The organism is Devosia rhodophyticola, assembly GCF_028816475.1.
Lineage (GTDB): Bacteria > Pseudomonadota > Alphaproteobacteria > Rhizobiales > Devosiaceae > Devosia > Devosia rhodophyticola.
Genome location: NZ_CP118247.1, coordinates 894437 through 913074, shown reverse-complemented (window position 1 = coordinate 913074; position 18638 = coordinate 894437). Strand labels below are relative to the sequence as shown.

Here is an 18638-nt window from a genome sequence, read left to right as displayed (position 1 = left end):
CTAGCCGCCGATGGTCGGCAGGGTCAGATCGCCCGATGTCAATTTGCTCGCTGTGATCATTTCGCTGGCCCGTTCGCGCGGCAACTCAAGGCTTGCCCAGACGCTGATCAGCGCATGGCGTAACTCAAATACCATTTCATCGCTATGCAATGGCGTCGGCGTAATCCGCAGGCGTTCCGTGCCTTTGGGCACGGTCGGGTAATTGATTGGTTGGATATAGATATTGTGCTTTTCCAGCAGCATGTCGCTGGCCGCTTTGCACTGGCGCGCATCGCCCACCAATAGCGGCACGATGTGGGTCTGGTTTGCCATGACCGGCAAGCCTGCATCGCGCAGAATGTCCTTGGTCAGCTGGGCCTGCCGCTTGTGTTGCTCTCGCTCTAGGCTCGAAACTTTCAAGTGTTCGATCGAAGTGCGCGCCGCCGCACATAGCGCCGGGGGCAGGGCGGTGGTAAAAATGAATTCCGGCGCGTAGGAGCGAACAGCATCAATGATCGACTTGTTGGCGGTAATATAGCCGCCCATGACGCCAAAGCCCTTGGCCAGCGTGCCCTCGATGATGTCGATCCGGTCCATCAGGCCTTCGCGTTCGGCAATGCCGCCGCCGCGGGGGCCATAAAGACCAACCGCATGCACTTCATCAATATAGGTGAGCGCGCCGAACTCTTCGGCCAGATCGCAGATTTCCTTGATCGGGGCGATATCCCCGTCCATCGAATAAACCGACTCAAAGCAAATTAGTTTGGGCCGCTTGCGATCGGTTGCCGCCAGCATTTCGCGCAAATGTGCCATGTCATTGTGACGGAAAATATGACGCTGCATGCCCGACTGGCGCACGCCCTGAATCATCGAAGCGTGATTGAGCTGGTCCGAAAAAATCACACAATCGGGCAATAGCCGCGCAATTGTGGAAATCGCCGCTTCATTGGACACAAAGCCCGATGTAAAGACCAGCGCCCCTTCTTTGCGGTGCAGATCGGCCAGCGACCGCTCCAGTTCGACCAATGGCCGGTTGGTGCCCGAAATATTGCGCGTCCCGCCCGCGCCAACGCCCAAGCGTCCCGCTGCTTCCTGCATCGAGGCCACGACTTTTTCGTGCTGCCCCATGCCCAGATAATCGTTGGAGCACCAGATGGTAATGTCGCGCGCATTGTCCGAATCATCGCGATAGCGCGCCCGGGGAAACGAACCGGCGATCCGCTCCAGATCAGCAAAAACGCGGTATCGCTTTTCCTGGCGCAATGTATCCACTGCGTCCTCGAACATGCTGCGATAGTCCATCATACCGACCCTTTTATTCGCGCCTTGCCCTGGTTTGGCCTGACGATCCAAACCTATTCGCCCGGGCGCGTCGTTGACATAGGTCAATTCGACGCGCGTTTTGCGCAGTACGCCAGTTTTGTCTGCGGTACGGCATCGCCTCACCATTCTAAAGCGAATTGGCCTGAATTCCAACATAGGAGCCGCTAATTGGCACGGCCCGCCGTCGCCCCCTTGCATCTGGCCCACCTGATGCCATACCAGCACTGTAGTGCACGATTTTGTGAGGGGACCCCATGCCGGAATTTGCTTCTTATCCAAGCCTGCGCGACGCGCCAATTGTTATTTCGGGCGGTGCCGCCGGCATCGGCGAGGCCCTGGTACGCAATTTTGCAGCGCAAGGCGCCAAAGTCGGCTTTGTCGATGTTGCCGACGAGGCTGGCCAGCAGCTTGCCGCCGAACTGAAGGGGCAGGGACAAATCGTGCGCTTCACCCGTTGCGATGTGACCGACACTACCGCGTATCAGGCGGCTATCGAGGGCTTTGCAACCGCCCATGGCGATGCCCGGGTTCTGGTCAACAACGCTGCCTATGATGAGCGCCACGATTGGGCCGATGTGACCCCGGAACTTTGGGATCAACGCATTGCGGTCAATCTCAAACACGCATTTTTTGCCATACAGGCGGTAGCGCCCGCCATGGTCGCTGCCAAAAAAGGCTCGATCATCAATATGGGCTCGATCAGCTGGATGATCATGTCGCCGCGTATTCCGATTTATGAAACCGCCAAAGCCGCCGCCCATGGCTTGACCCGCTCCATGGCGCGTGAACTCGGCAAAAGCGGGGTCCGGGTCAACACCCTGGCACCCGGCTGGATCATGACCGAACGTCAGATGAGCCGCTGGCTCGATGCGGAGAGCGAAAAATGGCTCGAGGAAAGTCAGACACTGGCTGGGCGCGTATATCCCGACGACGTGGCCCGCATGGTGCTGTTTTTAGCCGCCGATGACAGCGCCATGATTTCAGCTCAGGATTTTCTGGTTGATGGCGGTTGGGCACACGCCTAGAAATTTTAATCAAAATCAGCCTATGTTGGGCCACGCCAACGGCCGAGCCACTGTGCTGCCGCAATCTCGAATGACAACTGCCAAAACCAGACCTTTAGGAATTCTCGCATGAAGTCGAAGATTATCGTCGCCAGCTTCGCTGTATTGGCCCTGAGCGCCTGTACCACCACAAATCCCTATACCGGCCAATCCGAGATCAGCAAAACCAGTGGTGGTGCTTTGATTGGGGCGGGCGGCGGTGCCTTGGGTGGCGCTCTGATCGGCGCCGCAGTTGGCGGCGATCCCCGAATCGGCGCTTTGATCGGTGCCGGGGTTGGCGGGCTGACCGGCGCTGCCATCGGCAATTATATGGATCAGCAGGAGGCCGAGCTGCGCGCCCAGCTACAGGGCACCGGCGTTTCGGTAACCCGTGTTGGCGAGCAGATTGTCCTCAACATGCCATCCAACATTACCTTCGCCACCGATCAGGCTTCGGTCCAGCCCCAGTTCAACCAGACCCTGGTTTCGGTCGCGTTGGTGCTCAAGAAATACGACAAGACCATCGTCGATGTTTATGGCCATACTGATTCGACTGGCAACGACCAGTACAATCTGGATCTGTCGCAGCGGCGCGCTGTATCGGTTGCCACGATCCTGGCCAATCAGGGCATCAACCAGCAGCGGTTCTTCATTCAGGGCAAGGGTGAATCGGCCCCGATCGCGTCCAACGCTACCGAATCGGGCCGCGCTCAGAACCGTCGCGTCGAAATCCGGCTGTCCCCGATCCAGGGCTGATATCTGCCAGACAACGCCATCAAGCGCGGCTCACGGGCCGCGCTTTTTCATGGGTTGGAGGCAGGGGTTTCAACGACCGGTTCGGCCGTTGGCGTTCCGGGTTGAACATCTGTGCCCGGCGCGCCCATAAGCAATTGCAGCGCCAACAGCACGGCAATGACAATAGCCAGGCCGATCAGGCCCGCCCGCCACCAATTGGTCGGGGTATTGGCCCGCGCCGCCACCGGTTCAGATTCGGCAATCACCTGATCCGCCATTTTCTGCGTCGGTTTTTGCCTGGGCGGCGTCACGCCGGGTGTCTCGGCCATCAGAAGTCTCCTTGTTGCAAGGTTTCTGTGCACACACCATCGTGCGCCTGATGACCAACTGCGGCAATAATGAACTGGTTCCCCATTCGATGTAGTTACGGTGCGAATATCACCCTACGGCATGAGCTGGCCGCCATTGACCTCGATTGTCTGACCGATCATGTAGCCGGACAGCACGCCAGAGGCCAGGAACAGATAGGCACCGACACAGTCCTCGGCAACGCCCAGCCGGCCCTGTGGAATGGTGGAGAGCAGCGTATCCAACTGCGCCCGCGTCGAATATCGCTCCTGAAACGGGGTATCAATGACGCCGGGCGCCACTGCATTGACGCGAATGCCGAACGGGATCAGTTCCTTGGCCATGCCACGCGTCACATTGCCGATAAACGCCTTGGACGAGCCATAAAGCCCGGCGCCGCCGCTCGCCCCGTTCCGTCCCGCAATCGAAGTTGTGTTGATGATGAAGCCGCCATTGGCCTTGAGGTGGGCAATAGCCGCGCGGCTGGCCGAGAGGACCGAGCGTGCGTTCAAATCCATGATCGCGTCATAGGTTTCGTCGGTCCATTCCGCGTAGGGTTGCCGCGCCACCATGCCGCCCGCATTATTGATCAGCCCGTCCAGACGACCAAAACTTTTCGCCGTCTCCTCGACCGCCCGCGCCATCTCCCCGGCTTTGGATGCGTCTGCTTGAATCAAAGCCACGGTTCCCCCATCGCCCCGGATGGTTTCGGCAACGGCTTCTGCCGCGGAAACGCTGGCATTGTAGTGCAGGCCGACGAGCGCGCCCTGGGCGCCAAATGCTTTTGCCAATGCGGCCCCAATGCCGGTAGACGCGCCAGTAATCAGCACGGCTTTGCCATCAAGGTCGGGAATGTGAAGTTTGGTCATGGACATTTCGGTCTCCGGGCAGTCAACACGCTGATTGGTCACAACATATATAGGCACGGCAGGGCCGCCGGACCAGATTATCAGACATAAGGGACGTGGCACCAGTTTCCGTTGAACAAACGCCTGACCGAACGGCCATCCAAAACGCCCCATGATCAGCCCCGCGTCGGGAATTGAGGTCGCAGTTCAACACCGCAGAACAGCACTGGTAAGATTGGCGTCGCCAGAAATATAGCCGACACCGAGGCACCGAGGCAGCGTGCTAGCCCGCGGCGACCAGCGCGCTGCGGTCCGCCAATACCATACCAAAACCGGGCGCATCACCCAGTATTAGCTTGCCATTAACGGGCAGGGCCTCACCCTCGAACAGTTCCCCAAAAATCGGCCGAATGGAGCGGCCGTCTGGGCTGGCCGCCACATATTCGCAAAACGCCAGATCGGTTTGGCTCGCGATGAATTGGTAGGAATAGGGCCCGCTGCCATGCGGGATAACCGGAATTTCGTAAGCCGAGGCCTGCGCCGCGATCCGCAGCAGCTCGGTGAGCCCGCCAACCCACATGACATCGGGCTGCAATATATCAATGGTGCGCTCCTCGATTAGCCGCCGAAAGCCGAATCTTGTGTATTCATGCTCCCCGGTTGTCCATTTCAGCGTCGGATGCGCCTGCTTGAGTTGTCGAAACCCTTCAACATCCTCGGGCGACAGAACTTCCTCCCACCAGTGGATATTGAGAGGCTTACACGCCTCGGCCAGTTCGATGGCATAGGGCACGGTCAACGACATATAGCAATCAACCATCAGCGGAAAATCCGGGCCGACGCTGTCGCGATGGGCGCGGAGAAACGCCACGTTTTTTTCCAGCCCCGCCCTGCCGTCAAAATGGCTGTGGGGCAAAGGCACCTTGGCGCCCCAGAACCCCATCGCCTTGACCGCATCAGGCGCTGGTCCGGTGCAATAAAATGATATCTCGGACCGGCTCAGCCCGCCGATGAGATTGTAAACCGGCTCGCTGCGCACCTTGCCATTGAGATCCCACAGCGCCAGGTCAACCGCGCTGATCGCCATGATCGGCAAGCCCTTGCGCCCGTAGGGCAGTGACGAGCGATAAAGTTGATCCCAGATCTGATTGATATTGCGGGCATCCTGCCCGATCAGAAACCGGGCAAAATGATGCTTGATCAGCCACGCCGCAGGTGCGCCACCCGATCCGGTAGCGACCCCAACGACACCATCATCGGTCTCGATTTCAACCACGAGCGACCCCAGCACATCAATGCCCCAGGACGAGCGCCGCTCGCGATATTGGCCATATCCCGACATTGGTGTGGCGATCAGACTATCAACCAGCCAATGTTCGGCTCCGCCCTGGTTGAAATAGTCCCCGCCCTTGCTCGATTTATCGACCAGAAAAACCCGCAAATCCTTGATGCGAAATGCAGTGCTCATGGCAACAGGAAGACGCGCTTGAGCGGCACCTGCGTTGGAACATTGTTGGCGTCGGTTTCCATGACATCAGCCATGAATTTCCACCATCGCTGGCAAATTTCGGTGTCGGGCAGCGCGTCCATGGTATGATCGTTGGTGCGCGTCAAGATCGCGAACAGATGGTTGGTCTCGGGATCGTGCCAGATGGTATAGTCCGAAACCCCGGCATCCTTGAGCGCTTTGGCCAGTTCAGGAAACACCGCATCATGGCGCTTCTCATATTCTGCCGCCTGACCCGGATTAAGGTTCATGCGAAAGGCGATGCGTTCAGACATTGTCTGTCTCCCGTTATTTATGGCCCATGGACTGCTTGGTCGTGTCGCGGACATGCTCGAGATGGATCCGATAGGCTTCAACAGCGGCCGCGCTGTTGCCTGCCATAATGGCGTCGGCGACCGCGCAATGCTGTTCCACCGATTTCTCGATGACCCCGGGCACAGTGCTCGCCTCGCGCCGCACATCCAGCGCCACGTCGTAAAGTCCCTGCGCCAGCGCGCTCAACAATCCGTTGCGGGCGCCCTTGTTGATGCTTTGGTGAAACTCAATATCCATCAGCCGGAAGGCAACCGGATCGTGATGAAAGGCCCTGCCGTCCCGCGCCAGTCGCAATATCCGGTTGCGCACTTCGGGGGTCGCCCGCTCGGCGCAAAGGCGCACCAGTTCAAGGTCGACAACCGCGCGCGCTTCAAAATGCTCGTCCACATCATAGTCTGCGACCGACAACATGACATTGAACGGCGCGATCAACCGGCTTGGTGAAAGGTCAGTGACGGTATAGCGCCCGCCTTGACGGCTCTCCAGAACCCCCATCAGCACCAGCGCCTTCAATGCTTCTCGCAAGGGTGGCCTCGATATGGCGAAGGCAATGCCCATTTGCGCTTCGGTCGGCAGGCGATCGCCTGATTTCAGATTGCCCGATTTGATCATGGCCATGATCCGGTTGGCGACCTGTTCTGAAATCGACTGTCGCTCCAGCGCCCCGCCACCAAAGTCCTTGGGTGCGGCGGGTGCCGATTTGCTGGCATTCACCAGCAGCGCAAAGTCGTCATCAAACTTGGTCATATCTCATTCATCCAGCAGGCCATTTGCCGCCTCTCATAGACCGAGGCGGTAAAATTGGTTGGCATTGTTGCGGTAGAACTTGCGCAAGTCGTCTTCTGATACCCCGGCAAAGGCCCGATCCAGCACCTCGACCCATTGCGGCAGGGTCGTGGCCTGTAAACAGATCGGGTAGTCCCCGGCATAGATCATTCTGTCAAAGCCGAAATGCTCCACCGTGGCGTCGATATAGGGGGCAAGGTCGGCCTCGGTCCAGTGCTGGTGATCCGCTTCCACCGGTAGATCGGACAATTTGATCACCAGGTTTTCATGCGCGCTAAGCGCCTTGAGGTCGTCGCGATATTGGGCGATAGCCCCTTCGGCAATCCCTGGTTTGCCACAATGGTCAAGGATCAGCCGAACATTGGGTACGAGTTTGACGAACTCGCGCACAATGTCCATCTGGGTGTGATTGACATTGATCTCGAAGTGATAGTCGAATTTTTCCAAAAGCTTGACGCCCTTGATGAAGTCGTCCGAAAGCGTCAGCGCCCTTGGGTCTTCATCAAATTCGACAATGCGGCGAATGCCTTTGACCGTGGGATGTTCGGCGTGCATTTGCGCCAGCATCGGCTCGACCCGATCGCCCCACTCCAGCGGTGCCATCGGCACAATGGCCTTGATCCGCGGATCGCGCTTGGCCGAATCCTCGACGAACTCAATCTCCTCGATATACTGGCCGGATTTGGCGTCAAAATCCGCATAACATTCCAGAAACACCATGGCCTCGACATCAAGCTGACCACAGTCGCGCTGATAGTCCTCGATCTGGTAGGACTTGCCGAAAAGCGGATGCCCCTTGAACAGGGAATAGTTCAGCCGGTCGAAATCCCAGATATGCAAATGGGTGTCGATGATCGGAAAATTGGGCATCCGTCTGCTCCTTAGCGGGTCAGTTTGAATTCGGCGGGATCAGGTGTCTTGAGCGTCAGCCCGAAGCCGGGCTTGTCGTCGGCCAGATTGATGAAACCATTTTCGGCCACCGGCTCGCCGTCAAAAATGTACCAGAACAATTCATTGCCCACTTCCACCGGCACCTTGGGGAAATATTCTGAAATCGGCGCGCCATAGGACGACATCGAGACGTGATAATTGTGCATCTGCCCGGCATGGGGGATGACGGCCACATCATAGGCTTCACATAGATCGGCAATCTTTTTGGCCGCTGTGATCCCGCCGACGCGATTGACGTCGAATTGGGCAATATCAAAGGCCCGCAAATCCATAGCCTGGCGGAAACCGTACAACGTATATTCGTGCTCTCCGCCCGAAATACCCACCAGATTCATCGCCTTGAGTTCGGCATAACCCGCCAGATCGTCGGCAATTACTGGCTCTTCCACCCAGCGCAGATTATGTGGCTCAAGCAGACGCAACATGCGTTTGGCGTATTCAACGTTCCAGCCCATGTAGCAGTCGGCCATCAAATCGACATCAGGGCCAACTGCCTCGCGGGCCGTCTTGACCAGATCGAGATTCTTGTTGATCCCTGCCAACCCATCCTTGGGCCCCCAACCAAACCGTAGCTTGACCGCCGAAAAGCCCTGATCGGCATAGGCCCTGGCTTCGTTATAAAGCGTGTCGAGCGGTTGGCTATAAAGGCGGCTGGCATAAACCGGGATCTTGGATTTCGTTCGGCCACCCAAAAGCTTGAACACGGGTTGGTTGAGAATTTTGCCCTTGGCATCCCAGATCGCCAGATCGACCGCACTGATGGCGGTCATCCCGATCCCCTTGCGTCCAAAGGGCAGGGTACGCCGATACATGGATTGCCACAAATATTCGCTGTCCATCGGGTCGGTTCCGATCAATAGCGGCTTGAGATAGGTGTCGATGGCGGCCTTGGTCGCGTGCGGGGCCAGTGCTGCATTGCCAATCCCGACGGTTCCGTCGTCGCATTCGATTTCGACCACGAGCCAGCCCAGAAAGCGAAAGCCTTCAATCGAACCGGTCACGTCGGACACGATATCGCCCGCCGTCGTGCAAAAATGCGGCGGCATCGGTGCCACAGGACCAATCCACTCCCAAATCGTGGTGCGAACATCAGTAATACGAGGCATTCAACTCTCCATTCAGACAGGTAGCGGTCCAAGTTCGGCCGCATAGCGCTGCGCCCAGGCAATGCCTCGGCGGCTGGCAATATTTGAGGGAAGGCGATTACTGCTGGGCTCGATCCCGAGCCGGAGCGCGGCGATCAGCTTGCCGTAAAGCACAAACTGTCCCAGCCCCTGCATGGCAAAACCGACGGCGGGCAACATCAGGCGGTAAAGCCGGTCGGCTTCGGCTTCGTCCCCGGCCCGCATGGCCTTTTCCACGCCCACCTGCAGATCAATCGTTTCAACGCCGGGGATCATCCCATCGACGCCAGCACGATAATTGTCGGTCAGTTCAAACCCGGCGCGGCCGTTGAAAACCTTCATGCACCCGGCCAATTCGTCAATCAGCTCGCCAACCTGCAACGCCGTGCTTTCGGCCTTGGCCACCACCACATTGGGATGCTGCCTGTTCAGTTGCACAAGCTCTGCGGCCGTCAGCCCAACGCCGAGAAATTCCGGCGCGTTCTGAATGCCGATAGGGCAGTCCACTGCGTCTGCGACCTTGCCAAAAAATTCAACCAGTTGGCTGCCCGAAATCGGCGGGCGCGGCGGCTGCAGGATCAGCCAGGCGGCCCCCGCGGCGCGCGCAGCTTTTGCCGACGCAATCATGTCGGGCACATTGCCTTCGCTGATGGTTACGGCAACCGGCACGCGACCACCAACATCGTTGATGGTCCAATCGATCAGTTGCTCGCGTTCACCCCGGCTGAGTTTGGCCACTTCCGTGCCCAATCCCAGAACCGCAATGCCCGCCGACCCAACCGATAGCGCGGCGTCAATTTGCCGTGTGATGGTGTCGCGGCGCAAATTATTCGCTTCGTCAAAAAACGCAAAAAGCATCGGGTAGGTCCCGGAAATAGTCATGGCGAGATCAATCTCCTCACAGACCGCAAGCGGCATCATCGTTGTTTGTGCCTTCAGGATTGGCGCGACAAATGCCACTTGTCAAACTAATTTTTGTCTGACAAGTTACATGCAGCGGAAAAAGCGGCGGATTGAACCGGCGCGAAAAACAACGGGAGAGTGGCGCGATGGCTCCAAGACTTTCAGATCGCCGGAGGATCGGCGAAACCGGACTCGAATTGCCGGTTTTCGGGTTTGGTGCCGCCCATTTGGGCGAGCTCTATGCCAGGGTCGAGGAGAGTCGGTCACACGCCACCCTGCAATCTGCCTGGGATGCGGGCATCCGTTATTTCGATACGGCCCCCTGGTATGGACGTGGCCTGTCCGAACACCGCCTTGGCGGTTTTCTGCGCACCCAGCCTCGCGATCAGTTCTTGCTCACCACCAAGGTTGGCCGCACGCTCAAACGACCTGCCAATCCGGCTCAGTTTGATCGCTCGCCCTGGGTCGGCGGGCTGAATTTTGAGGTCGTGTTCGACTATTCCTATGACGGCATCATGCGCTCCTATGAGCAGGCCATGCAGCGTCTGGCCATTGATACTATCGACGCGCTGGTCATCCATGATCTGGAGGCTGCCTATCATGCCCCGGATGCCTTCGCTGCACACCAGCGTGATCTGGTTGCCAGCGGCATGAAGGCGCTTGAAGAGCTTAAAGCTGCGGGCGACATCAAGGCCTATGGCATGGGCGTAAATACCAGCGAAGCGCTGGAAAAAGTGGCCTCACAGGTCCAGCTCGATTTTGCCCTCGTGGCCATGCCCTACACCTTGCTCGATCAATCGAGCCTTTATGCCGGGCTCAAGACCTGTATCGACAACAAGACCAGCGTCATTATCGGTGCGCCCTTCGCCTCGGGCATTCTGGTGACTGGTTCGGGGGCCGATACCAAATACGGCTATGACAATGCCCCGGCCGCCATTCAGCAAAAAGTACGCGATATCGAGGCCGTTTGCGCCGACCATTCTGTCGGATTACCCGCAGCCGCCCTGCAATTTGTTCTGGCGCACCCTGCGGTTGCCGCTGTCATTCCCGGCGCAGCGCGCCCAGAGGAAGTGACGCAGAACATTGCTTCGTTGCAAGCCCAAATCCCATCCGCTTTCTGGGCCGACCTCAAGGCAAAATCCTTGATTGATCCCCAGGCGCCCACCCCCTCGGGATCAAATTGATGGCCGACGCTCCCCTAATCGCCGCGCGTGGCATTTCCAAGCAATTTGCTGGCGTCGAAGTGCTCAGCGACGTCGATCTGGACCTGATGGCCGGTGAAATTCACGCGCTGCTCGGCGAAAACGGCGCTGGCAAATCAACCTTCGCCAAAATTTTGGCCGGTGTTCACCGCCCCACACGCGGCACGCTTGCCCTCAATGGCCAACCGGTCGAGGTCAACAATCCCACCACCGCCCAGCGTCTCGGCATTACCCTGATCCATCAGGAACCCATTTCCTTCCCCGATATGTCAGTGGCCGAAAATCTTGTGCTCGGTCGCACCGATAGCGCCCTGCTGGGGCGGGTGCCGTGGGCCGAAATGGAGCAGGGCGCCAAAGACTTGATGACCCAGCTCGGCGTGCGGATCGACGTAACCAAACCAATGCGCGGCCTCTCCATTGCTGATCAGCAAATGGTCGAAATCGCCCGCGCGCTGGCCAGCGATAGTCGCTTGATCATCATGGACGAGCCGACCGCGCCCTTGACGCCCAAGGAAGTCGATACCCTGTTCAAGATCGCCCGCCGCCTGCGCGACGAGGGGCGAACCATCATCTTCATTTCCCACCGCCTTGAAGAAGTGCAGGCCCTTTGTGACCGCGCCACGATTTTCCGCGACGGCGCGCTTGTCGATACCGTGGATGTGGTCGACGTCACTGACGAAGACATCATCAAGCTGATGATCGGTCGCCCCTTGCGCGAACTCATTCACAAGACCGGCAGCGAAATCGGCGAGGTGGCGCTAGAGGTCAGCGGATTGTCGCAGCCGGGCATGTTCAAGAACATCAGCTTTTCGGTGCGCAAGGGCGAAATCGTTGGGCTCGCCGGCCTTGTCGGCGCTGGCCGCACCGACGTGGCACGCGCCATTTTCGGCGTCGCCCCCGCCCAGTCGGGCACCATCAACGTCAATGGCGCGCCGGTTACCATTGCTGAGCCATCCGACGCCATTGATCTGGGCCTGGCTTTTGTGCCCGAAGACCGCGCCGTGGCCGGCATCTTCAAAACCCTTTCGGTCGAGCACAACATCACCGCCACAGTGCCCGGCAAGATCGCCCCGCGCGGCTTTATCAGCCGCGGCATCGAAAAGGCGCTGACCGCTCAATCCGTCAAGCAATTGCGTATCCGCCTGGCCTCGGTTCGCCAGCCGATTGGCGAATTGTCGGGCGGCAATCAGCAAAAGGCCATTCTGGCGCGCTGGCTGCATACCGATCCGCAAATCCTCATTCTCGACGAGCCGACGCGCGGTATCGATATTGGCGTCAAGGCCGAGTTTTACGACATGATCGGCAAACTCGCCGCCGATGGCCGCGCCATTCTCTTGATCTCCTCGGAACTGCCCGAACTACTCGCCCTGTGCGACCGCATTCTGGTGATGGCCGAGGGTGAACTGACCGCTGATCTCCTGCGCGCCGACGCAACGCAGGAAACCATCATGCACGCCGCCGTGCCCAAGACCGGCAACCACGCACAGGAGAGCGCCGCTTGAGCCTGATCACCAAATTCCTCAGTACGTTGCTGCATCGGCGTGAGGCCGGAATCGCTGTCATGATCGTCTTGCTGGCGCTGGTGGTTGGCGCCATTCAGCCGCGATTCCTGACGCTCGAAACTCTGCGCATCATCGCGCTCGCCATTCCGCTGATCCTGATCGCCGCGATGGGCCAGATGATGGTGCTGGTTGCTCGCCATGTCGATCTGTCAATCGGCTCAATCCTGGCCTTTTCCTCGATCATTGCCGGCATCATGTTCCGGGACTTGCCAGACGTGCCCATCATCATCTCCATTGTCGCCGCCATCGCCTGCGGGGGCGCCCTCGGTTTTGCCAATGGCGTCATTGTCACCCTGTTCAGACTGCCCTCGATCATTGTGACTTTGGGCACGCTGAGCCTTTATCGCGGCCTGGTATTTCTCGTGTCCGGCGCTCGTCAGGTCGATCCGCAATATATCCCCAGATCGCTGATCGAAATGTCCCAGACCTCACCGATCTTTGGCATTCCCTGGATCGTCATCCTCGCCTTTGTCATCGCGCTCCTGACTTATTTCTTTCTCGATCACGTCCGGCTGGGTCGCCAGATTTATGCGCTCGGTTCCAATCCTGTAGCGGCGCCCCTGCGCGGTATAAAAGTCGTGCCCCTGACCATTCTGGTCTTCACCATGTCCGGCGCCCTGGCGGGCCTCACCGGCATCATTTACGCCTCCCGTTTTGGCTATGTGAATCCCGGCATCACCGGGGTGGGCTTTGAGTTCACCGTCATTGCAGCCGTCGTTATTGGCGGCGTTTCGATCAATGGCGGCGTCGGCACGGTGCTGGGCACGGTTCTAGGGGTAATCCTCTTGGGCATGGTCAATGTTGCCCTGCCGTTGCTGGGCGTGTCCGCCTTCTGGCAGGACGTCATTTACGGCGCCGTCATCGTCATTGCGTTGCTGATCGACAAATCAGTGCGCGACCGTAGCGCCAGGGCATTGGCCGCAGCCAGGAGCGCCGCATGACCATGCAAACCGAGACCGCCAAGCCGACCCGCGATTCAGCCGACGCCCGCCCGATGTGGCAGGTGGTGCTGGTGCGCCCGGAGGTTATGACCTTCGCCCTGCTTGTTGGCGCATTCATCATTGCCAGCAACCTCTCGCCATTCTTTTCCGACGCACAGTTCATTCTGGAAAGTTCAACCTACTACGTTGAATATTCCATCATCGCGCTGGTCCTGACACTGGTCATTATTTCAGGTGAAATTGACCTGTCGCCCGCCGCCATGATGGCACTGTCCGCCTGCGTCTTTGCCGCGCTCTATCAGGCAGGCCTGCCCATTGGCCTCGCCATGATCGCTTCGCTGGCAACCGGGGTGTTGATGGGCCTGTTCAATGGCATCTTGGTGGTTGTGTTCAAACTCCCCTCGATCATCGTCACCATCGGCACGCTGACCCTGTATCGTGGGCTGGCCCAGGTTCTGGCAGGCGACCGGTCCATCGGCAAATTCCCGCAATGGTTCAACGGCATCGATTATCGTCTGATCCTTGATGTGCCGGTGCCGGTCATTGTGTTTGTGATCATTTCCGTAGCACTTGCCGCAATCCTGGGCACCACCGTTATCGGTCGTCAGATCTATCAGGTCGGCACCAGCGAAATCGCCTCGATCCACGCCGGAATTCGCGTACGCCGCATCAAGTTGGGCCTGTTCGTCGCCATGGGGGTTGCCAGTTCGATCGGTGGCCTTTTGACCGCCTCGCGATTGGCCTCGGTGCGCTATGACATGGCCACCGGCGGCGAATTGCAAATGGTGCTGATGGTCATGCTCGGTGGCACCTATATTTTCGGTGGCCGTGGTTCGATCCTCGGCACTTTTCTGGCATCCTGGCTTCTGGTGATTATCGCCACCGGCATGACCGTCGCCAATATCGCCATCACCGCCCAGCTAATCGTGATGGGCGCATTGCTCATCATTTCAATAATCGCGACCAACGCGATTTATGCCCGCACCCAAAGGTAAGGGCCAAAGCCGCACAACGTTTTAACTTCAGGAGGACTCAAATGTTCAAGAAATCGCTACTTCTCGGAATTTCGCTCAGCGTCGCGCTGATCTCAGGCGCCGCTTTGGCACAGGATCCGGTGTCCATCGTCTATATCCCTAAAAACACCGGTAATCCCTATTTTGACTCCTTGGTTGCTGGCTTCGAAGATGCCTGCAAGGAGCTCAATTGCGAGTTCACCATGGCCGCACCCGCGACCGCTGAAGCCACTTCGCAAATCCCCTTCATCACCGCCCAGACCCAACGCGGCGTGGACGTCATTGCCATTTCGCCCAATAGCCCCGATGCCATGAATCAGGTGCTGGATCGTGCCCGTTCGCGCGGCATTCTGGTCTTGGCCGTCAACGGCGATCTGGTTGACAATTACGAGCACCGCGACGCGGCTATCCTGCCGGTCGATTTCACCAAGACCGGCCCCGGACAGGTTGAACTTGTCGGCTCGATGATTGGCTACAAGGGTGAGATTGCCGTCCTTTCGGCCACAACTGATGCGCCTGACCAGAACACCTGGATCGCCGCGATGGTGGATAGCCTCAAGACCAATCCAAAATACAAGGACATGAATCTGGTCGCCACAGTCTATGGCGATGACGAACCACAAAAGTCGACAACCGAAGCCGAAGCCCTGCTTCAGACCTATCCTGACCTCAAGGGCATCATCTCGCCCACCACCGTTGGCGTCGCCGCGGCGGCTCAGGTCATCCAGTCTGCGGGTAAGGCCGATGAGGTCAAGTTGACGGGTTTGGGCACGCCCAACCAGATGCGCCCCTTCATCAAGGACGGTACCGTCGAAGCCGTTCAACTCTGGAGCCCCTATAACGAAGGCCTGTTGGCCGCCTATTTCGCTGTTGGTGTCAAGAATGGCACCATCAAGAACGAGGTTGGCGCTACCTTTGAGGTTCCCGAGCTGGGCACTATCACCATCGGCGAACATAATGTCATGAATACACAGGCCGAACTCACGACCTTTAACGCCGACAATATCGACGATTTCGACTTCTGATTTGACTTGGGCGCCGGCACGTTGGTGTCGGCGCCTTTCTCGGTCCTGCCCGTTTGGAACATCATCATGAACACCTATGACTTCAACGATCACGTCGCCATCGTCACCGGGGGTGGGCAGGGCATCGGCTTCACCGTTGCCGAGCGCATTCTGGCCAGTGGCGGCAGGGTTGCGGTCTGGGACATCGACACAGCCTTGCTCGATAAACTGGCAGACAATCTTGGCGCCGACCCGGATCGACTGTTGGGGCTCAACGTCAATATTGCCGATCTTTCAGCGGTCGAGATCCGGTGTGGCTGCCGTGCTCGAAAAATTCGGCAGGATAGATGTGTTGATCAACAATGCCGCCATCGTCGGCCCTAATGCCCCAACATGGGAATATCCGCCAGAGGCTTTCAGGGATGTGGTCCAGATCGGGTTGATCGGCACCTTCAACGTCTGCCGCGCCGTAGTGCCCCACATGATCGCCCAAAATTATGGGCGCATCGTCAATGTCAGTTCCGTTGCGGGCAAGGAGGGCAACCCCAATGCGCCCGCCTACTCATCCACCAAGGCTGGCGTTCTGGCGCTGACCAAGTCCTTGGGCAAGGAACTGGCCGGATACGACATCGCCGTCAATGCAGTAACCCCCGCAGTGGCGAAAACCACCATGGCCATGAGTCAGGACCCCGACTTCCTCAAGATGATCCTCGCCAAGATACCGCGCGGGCGAATGCTCGAACTCTCCGAGGCGGCCTCGATGATCTGCTGGCTCGCCACAAAGGAAAACTCCTTCACCACCGCCTCAACCTTCGACCTCTCCGGCGGCCGCGCCACCTATTAGCGGCGCGATGTTCCGTGGGTGCAGCCTAAAAAAGGGGCGCTGAAACATCGTGTTTCAGCGCCTCCAGGCTCGTATCAATGCTCTAACGGTCTAATAAAGAACCGTAGACACCGGCTTGCTGGTGTCGTTGTCTGTCGATTTGGCAAATTGCTGATCGACTTGCTGGGCCTGGGCCTCCTGACACTGGGTGATGCGAGCATTGATGGCGGATTGTTCATCAGTGCTCAGCTCCTGCGTCAGCGACACCGGCGGATTTTCCAGCATCATGCAGTTCTGGGTGCTGGCGCTCGCCGGCGTGGCAAGAGCAAACCCACCAGCCACCAACAGTGCCAAAGCCGCCGCACCATGGGCAATCTTGCGAGAGTAAGAATTCCTGGTCATGATCATTTTCCATTTTTCCGCGCCGCTAAAACTGTCAAAGCCGGGGAGGTTCGGCCCAGTTTCCGCCCGCCAAACCAACCTGCCAGACCCCACATTACGCCAAGCTGACGGCCAATTTAAAAATTGGAAAGCAGGTCGCTGGCTATTTGTAGTAAAGTCGGACACGCGACAATAAACGCGCGCAGCGTGTTTACAAAGCCGCAAGCTTTCGGGTAAGCGGGGTCAATAGGAACAATCTGTTCGCGTCCAAACAAACGCAGGCTGCCGATGTTGGCGTGAGCGCGTGCTATCCAGTTCATCCTGGGTGTTGAACTAATGGGGCGCATATCAAGATGCGACGACGCCGCAATCTCAATGCAGCCATAGACCCAAAAATAAAAACTATGTCGCAGTAAACTAAATCAACCTTGATATAAAGTAATAATACATTCAGGATAATCTTCAAAAAAATAGATTAATACGTAAATATAATCAAATAAATCTGTCAGAGAATTGGAAAATATTACATACCGTGGCGGAAGAATTCAATTGAAACACATCACCATATCAAAATTTGCAACAATTAACAACACAATTGGATTCCTGTTGTCCGCAGTTATACTATTGCCGTTTTTTGGAAGAATTGGGCCGATATCTGGATCATACGTTTCGTACTCTTTGGCGATGATATTACCAATATTGTACGTTGGTGTTTCAAAAAAAGAAAAAAATCTTCTCTATACTTGATATTGCTATTTTTATTATTGTGTATATTTGTAATTATTTCTGCAGATTCAGATCAAATATCTGTATTATTTCATCCTTTCGATTGGCATTCGGTAGAAAAAGACTATTATTTATCCAAATTGTTGAAATACATTTTGGTATCAACGTCGGCGTTGATTGCGATGCTGATAGTTTCAACCGCTGAAAATAGAGGGAAATACATCAACGGATTTATGACATTTGCGATTTGCATCGCAATTGTTTCTTCATTTAGAGTTTTGACTCATTTCGAAACCATTTCGTCATATGATTACGTATCGGTACGCTCATTTTACTCTGACGACGCCGCTAGGGGTTTTCGTTAGTTGGTTACGGTATTATTATGGTTGCGGGAAGTTGTGGCGCGCTTGCATTTCGCAAAACGTGGATCATTGCTCCGCTATTTTTATTTGTTGCGTTTTGGATTAATAGACGTGCTGAAACCGTTATAATCATATCTAGCATTATCGCCATTTTTATTGTTAGATTTCCTCAAAGTGAACAATTAAAATTTAAATTACTTAAATTGATTTCGTGTTTTGCTATATTTTTTCTCTTGGCATTTCCTCTTCACAACGAAGCAAATGTCTATGCTTGGCGAGCGCTGTTCAACACAAGTGTTGCAGTAAGACTCCAGCTTATCTTTGATGGCCTATCCGGGATCGATGGCACTCTGGCCAAGTCCAAATTGACAGCAGAGGCGCAGGCTGGGCCTGCAGATGCATCGTTAGAAAATTTAATTGGCGTCGTATCGGGAAATGGATTGGGGAGCTTTGCAAAACAATATGGTGATTTTAAATATCCACACAATATCGCCGTGGAGATATATTATGAGACCGGGCCCGTTGCGTTTTTTGTTTTCTTTGCAGCTTTGTTGTTCGCGACCATTTTTATTGCCGTTTCGACGGCACGTTCAAAAAACATTAAACGAAATTGGGTCGCTCTTAGCTTTTTGGCGGCTGGCATATTTTTTGTGTCTATGAAAGCGGGCGATATTACGTCTTTGGGAAGGGTCTTCTTTTTTCTGGTTTTTGCGGTCGCGACTACAAATGACCTTGTGAAGAACACATCAAAGATAAGTTGAA

Annotated in this window: 18 protein-coding genes and 1 pseudogene; 9 read left to right on the top strand and 10 right to left on the bottom strand. The window is 56.6% G+C overall.

Going from position 1 to position 18638, the window contains the following annotated elements:
* Positions 1–1281, bottom strand: a complete 1281-nt coding sequence (gene hemA / locus PSQ90_RS04460; protein WP_282212984.1) for a 5-aminolevulinate synthase — start codon at positions 1279–1281, stop codon at positions 1–3.
* A 275-nt stretch (positions 1282–1556) separates the two neighbouring features.
* Here hemA and PSQ90_RS04455 point away from each other — a divergent pair, with 275 nt between their 5' ends.
* Positions 1557–2327: an SDR family NAD(P)-dependent oxidoreductase gene (locus PSQ90_RS04455; RefSeq protein WP_282212228.1), complete on the top strand. Its 771-nt coding sequence runs from the start codon at positions 1557–1559 to the stop codon at positions 2325–2327.
* A 108-nt stretch (positions 2328–2435) separates the two neighbouring features.
* Positions 2436–3101 carry an OmpA family protein gene (locus tag PSQ90_RS04450; protein WP_282212227.1) on the top strand — a complete coding sequence of 222 codons (666 nt, stop codon included), beginning with the start codon at positions 2436–2438 and terminating at the stop codon, positions 3099–3101.
* 47 nt (positions 3102–3148) lie between these two features.
* On the opposite strand, the gene PSQ90_RS04445 is transcribed toward PSQ90_RS04450, so the two are convergent.
* From PSQ90_RS04445 to PSQ90_RS04410, 8 genes are all read right to left on the bottom strand, one after another.
* On the bottom strand, positions 3149–3409 hold the full coding sequence (locus PSQ90_RS04445) for a hypothetical protein (RefSeq protein ID WP_282212226.1): 261 nt from the start codon (positions 3407–3409) through the stop codon (positions 3149–3151).
* Between the two features lie 114 nt (positions 3410–3523).
* The gene (locus PSQ90_RS04440; RefSeq protein WP_282212225.1) at positions 3524–4303 is read right to left on the bottom strand and encodes an SDR family NAD(P)-dependent oxidoreductase; all 780 of its coding nucleotides are present in this window, start codon (positions 4301–4303) and stop codon (positions 3524–3526) included.
* A gap of 256 nt (positions 4304–4559) precedes the next feature.
* Positions 4560–5744: an L-rhamnonate dehydratase gene (rhmD, locus tag PSQ90_RS04435; protein ID WP_282212224.1), complete on the bottom strand. Its 1185-nt coding sequence runs from the start codon at positions 5742–5744 to the stop codon at positions 4560–4562.
* Positions 5741–6058, bottom strand: coding sequence for an L-rhamnose mutarotase (gene rhaM / locus PSQ90_RS04430; protein WP_282212223.1), 318 nt, complete (start codon positions 6056–6058; stop codon positions 5741–5743). The genes rhmD and rhaM overlap by 4 nt, the downstream gene beginning before the upstream one ends.
* Before the next feature lie 13 nt (positions 6059–6071).
* Entirely contained in the window at positions 6072–6845 is a 774-nt protein-coding gene (locus PSQ90_RS04425; protein ID WP_282212222.1) for a FadR/GntR family transcriptional regulator, read from the bottom strand.
* A 33-nt stretch (positions 6846–6878) separates the two neighbouring features.
* On the bottom strand, positions 6879–7754 hold the full coding sequence (locus PSQ90_RS04420; protein ID WP_282212221.1) for an amidohydrolase family protein: 876 nt from the start codon (positions 7752–7754) through the stop codon (positions 6879–6881).
* A gap of 11 nt (positions 7755–7765) precedes the next feature.
* On the bottom strand, positions 7766–8941 hold the full coding sequence (locus tag PSQ90_RS04415; protein WP_282212220.1) for an L-rhamnonate dehydratase: 1176 nt from the start codon (positions 8939–8941) through the stop codon (positions 7766–7768).
* Positions 8942–8953: 12 nt separating this feature from the next.
* Complete coding sequence (locus tag PSQ90_RS04410; RefSeq protein WP_282212219.1) at positions 8954–9841, bottom strand: dihydrodipicolinate synthase family protein; 888 nt, start codon at positions 9839–9841, stop codon at positions 8954–8956.
* A 167-nt stretch (positions 9842–10008) separates the two neighbouring features.
* On the opposite strand from PSQ90_RS04410, the gene PSQ90_RS04405 reads away from it, so the two are divergent.
* The 6 genes and pseudogenes from PSQ90_RS04405 (at position 10009) to PSQ90_RS04380 (ending at position 16428) form a co-directional block, all read left to right on the top strand.
* Positions 10009–11046 (top strand): aldo/keto reductase, encoded by a 1038-nt coding sequence (locus PSQ90_RS04405; RefSeq protein WP_282212218.1) that lies wholly within the window; start codon positions 10009–10011, stop codon positions 11044–11046.
* Entirely contained in the window at positions 11046–12566 is a 1521-nt protein-coding gene (locus PSQ90_RS04400; RefSeq protein ID WP_282212217.1) for a sugar ABC transporter ATP-binding protein, read from the top strand. The genes PSQ90_RS04405 and PSQ90_RS04400 overlap by 1 nt, the downstream gene beginning before the upstream one ends.
* On the top strand, positions 12563–13567 hold the full coding sequence (locus PSQ90_RS04395; RefSeq protein ID WP_282212216.1) for an ABC transporter permease: 1005 nt from the start codon (positions 12563–12565) through the stop codon (positions 13565–13567). The genes PSQ90_RS04400 and PSQ90_RS04395 overlap by 4 nt, the downstream gene beginning before the upstream one ends.
* Positions 13564–14562 (top strand): ABC transporter permease, encoded by a 999-nt coding sequence (locus PSQ90_RS04390; protein ID WP_282212215.1) that lies wholly within the window; start codon positions 13564–13566, stop codon positions 14560–14562. The genes PSQ90_RS04395 and PSQ90_RS04390 overlap by 4 nt, the downstream gene beginning before the upstream one ends.
* A gap of 41 nt (positions 14563–14603) precedes the next feature.
* Positions 14604–15605, top strand: a complete 1002-nt coding sequence (locus PSQ90_RS04385) for a substrate-binding domain-containing protein (protein WP_282212214.1) — start codon at positions 14604–14606, stop codon at positions 15603–15605.
* A 66-nt stretch (positions 15606–15671) separates the two neighbouring features.
* A pseudogene (locus tag PSQ90_RS04380) lies at positions 15672–16428 on the top strand (SDR family NAD(P)-dependent oxidoreductase).
* A 90-nt stretch (positions 16429–16518) separates the two neighbouring features.
* On the opposite strand, the gene PSQ90_RS04375 reads toward PSQ90_RS04380, so the two are convergent.
* The gene (locus tag PSQ90_RS04375) at positions 16519–16809 is read right to left on the bottom strand and encodes a hypothetical protein (protein ID WP_282212213.1); all 291 of its coding nucleotides are present in this window, start codon (positions 16807–16809) and stop codon (positions 16519–16521) included.
* Between the two features lie 1087 nt (positions 16810–17896).
* Here PSQ90_RS04375 and PSQ90_RS04370 point away from each other — a divergent pair.
* Positions 17897–18637 carry a hypothetical protein gene (locus tag PSQ90_RS04370; RefSeq protein WP_282212212.1) on the top strand — a complete coding sequence of 247 codons (741 nt, stop codon included), beginning with the start codon at positions 17897–17899 and terminating at the stop codon, positions 18635–18637.
* Position 18638: the final 1 nt, after the last annotated feature.

Coding starts and splice junctions, on each gene's coding strand:
- PSQ90_RS04450 (WP_282212227.1), top strand. CDS start 2,436: ATGAAGTCGAAGATTATCGTCGCCAGCTTCGCTGTATTGGCCCTGAGC.
- PSQ90_RS04455 (WP_282212228.1), top strand. CDS start 1,557: ATGCCGGAATTTGCTTCTTATCCAAGCCTGCGCGACGCGCCAATTGTT.
- PSQ90_RS04440 (WP_282212225.1), bottom strand. CDS start 4,303: ATGTCCATGACCAAACTTCACATTCCCGACCTTGATGGCAAAGCCGTG.
- PSQ90_RS04370 (WP_282212212.1), top strand. CDS start 17,897: ATGGTTGCGGGAAGTTGTGGCGCGCTTGCATTTCGCAAAACGTGGATC.
- PSQ90_RS04410 (WP_282212219.1), bottom strand. CDS start 9,841: ATGACTATTTCCGGGACCTACCCGATGCTTTTTGCGTTTTTTGACGAA.
- hemA (WP_282212984.1), bottom strand. CDS start 1,281: ATGGACTATCGCAGCATGTTCGAGGACGCAGTGGATACATTGCGCCAG.
- rhaM (WP_282212223.1), bottom strand. CDS start 6,058: ATGTCTGAACGCATCGCCTTTCGCATGAACCTTAATCCGGGTCAGGCG.
- PSQ90_RS04420 (WP_282212221.1), bottom strand. CDS start 7,754: ATGCCCAATTTTCCGATCATCGACACCCATTTGCATATCTGGGATTTC.
- PSQ90_RS04390 (WP_282212215.1), top strand. CDS start 13,564: ATGACCATGCAAACCGAGACCGCCAAGCCGACCCGCGATTCAGCCGAC.
- PSQ90_RS04415 (WP_282212220.1), bottom strand. CDS start 8,941: ATGCCTCGTATTACTGATGTTCGCACCACGATTTGGGAGTGGATTGGT.
- PSQ90_RS04375 (WP_282212213.1), bottom strand. CDS start 16,809: ATGACCAGGAATTCTTACTCTCGCAAGATTGCCCATGGTGCGGCGGCT.
- PSQ90_RS04385 (WP_282212214.1), top strand. CDS start 14,604: ATGTTCAAGAAATCGCTACTTCTCGGAATTTCGCTCAGCGTCGCGCTG.
- PSQ90_RS04405 (WP_282212218.1), top strand. CDS start 10,009: ATGGCTCCAAGACTTTCAGATCGCCGGAGGATCGGCGAAACCGGACTC.
- PSQ90_RS04445 (WP_282212226.1), bottom strand. CDS start 3,409: ATGGCCGAGACACCCGGCGTGACGCCGCCCAGGCAAAAACCGACGCAG.
- rhmD (WP_282212224.1), bottom strand. CDS start 5,744: ATGAGCACTGCATTTCGCATCAAGGATTTGCGGGTTTTTCTGGTCGAT.
- PSQ90_RS04400 (WP_282212217.1), top strand. CDS start 11,046: ATGGCCGACGCTCCCCTAATCGCCGCGCGTGGCATTTCCAAGCAATTT.
- PSQ90_RS04425 (WP_282212222.1), bottom strand. CDS start 6,845: ATGACCAAGTTTGATGACGACTTTGCGCTGCTGGTGAATGCCAGCAAA.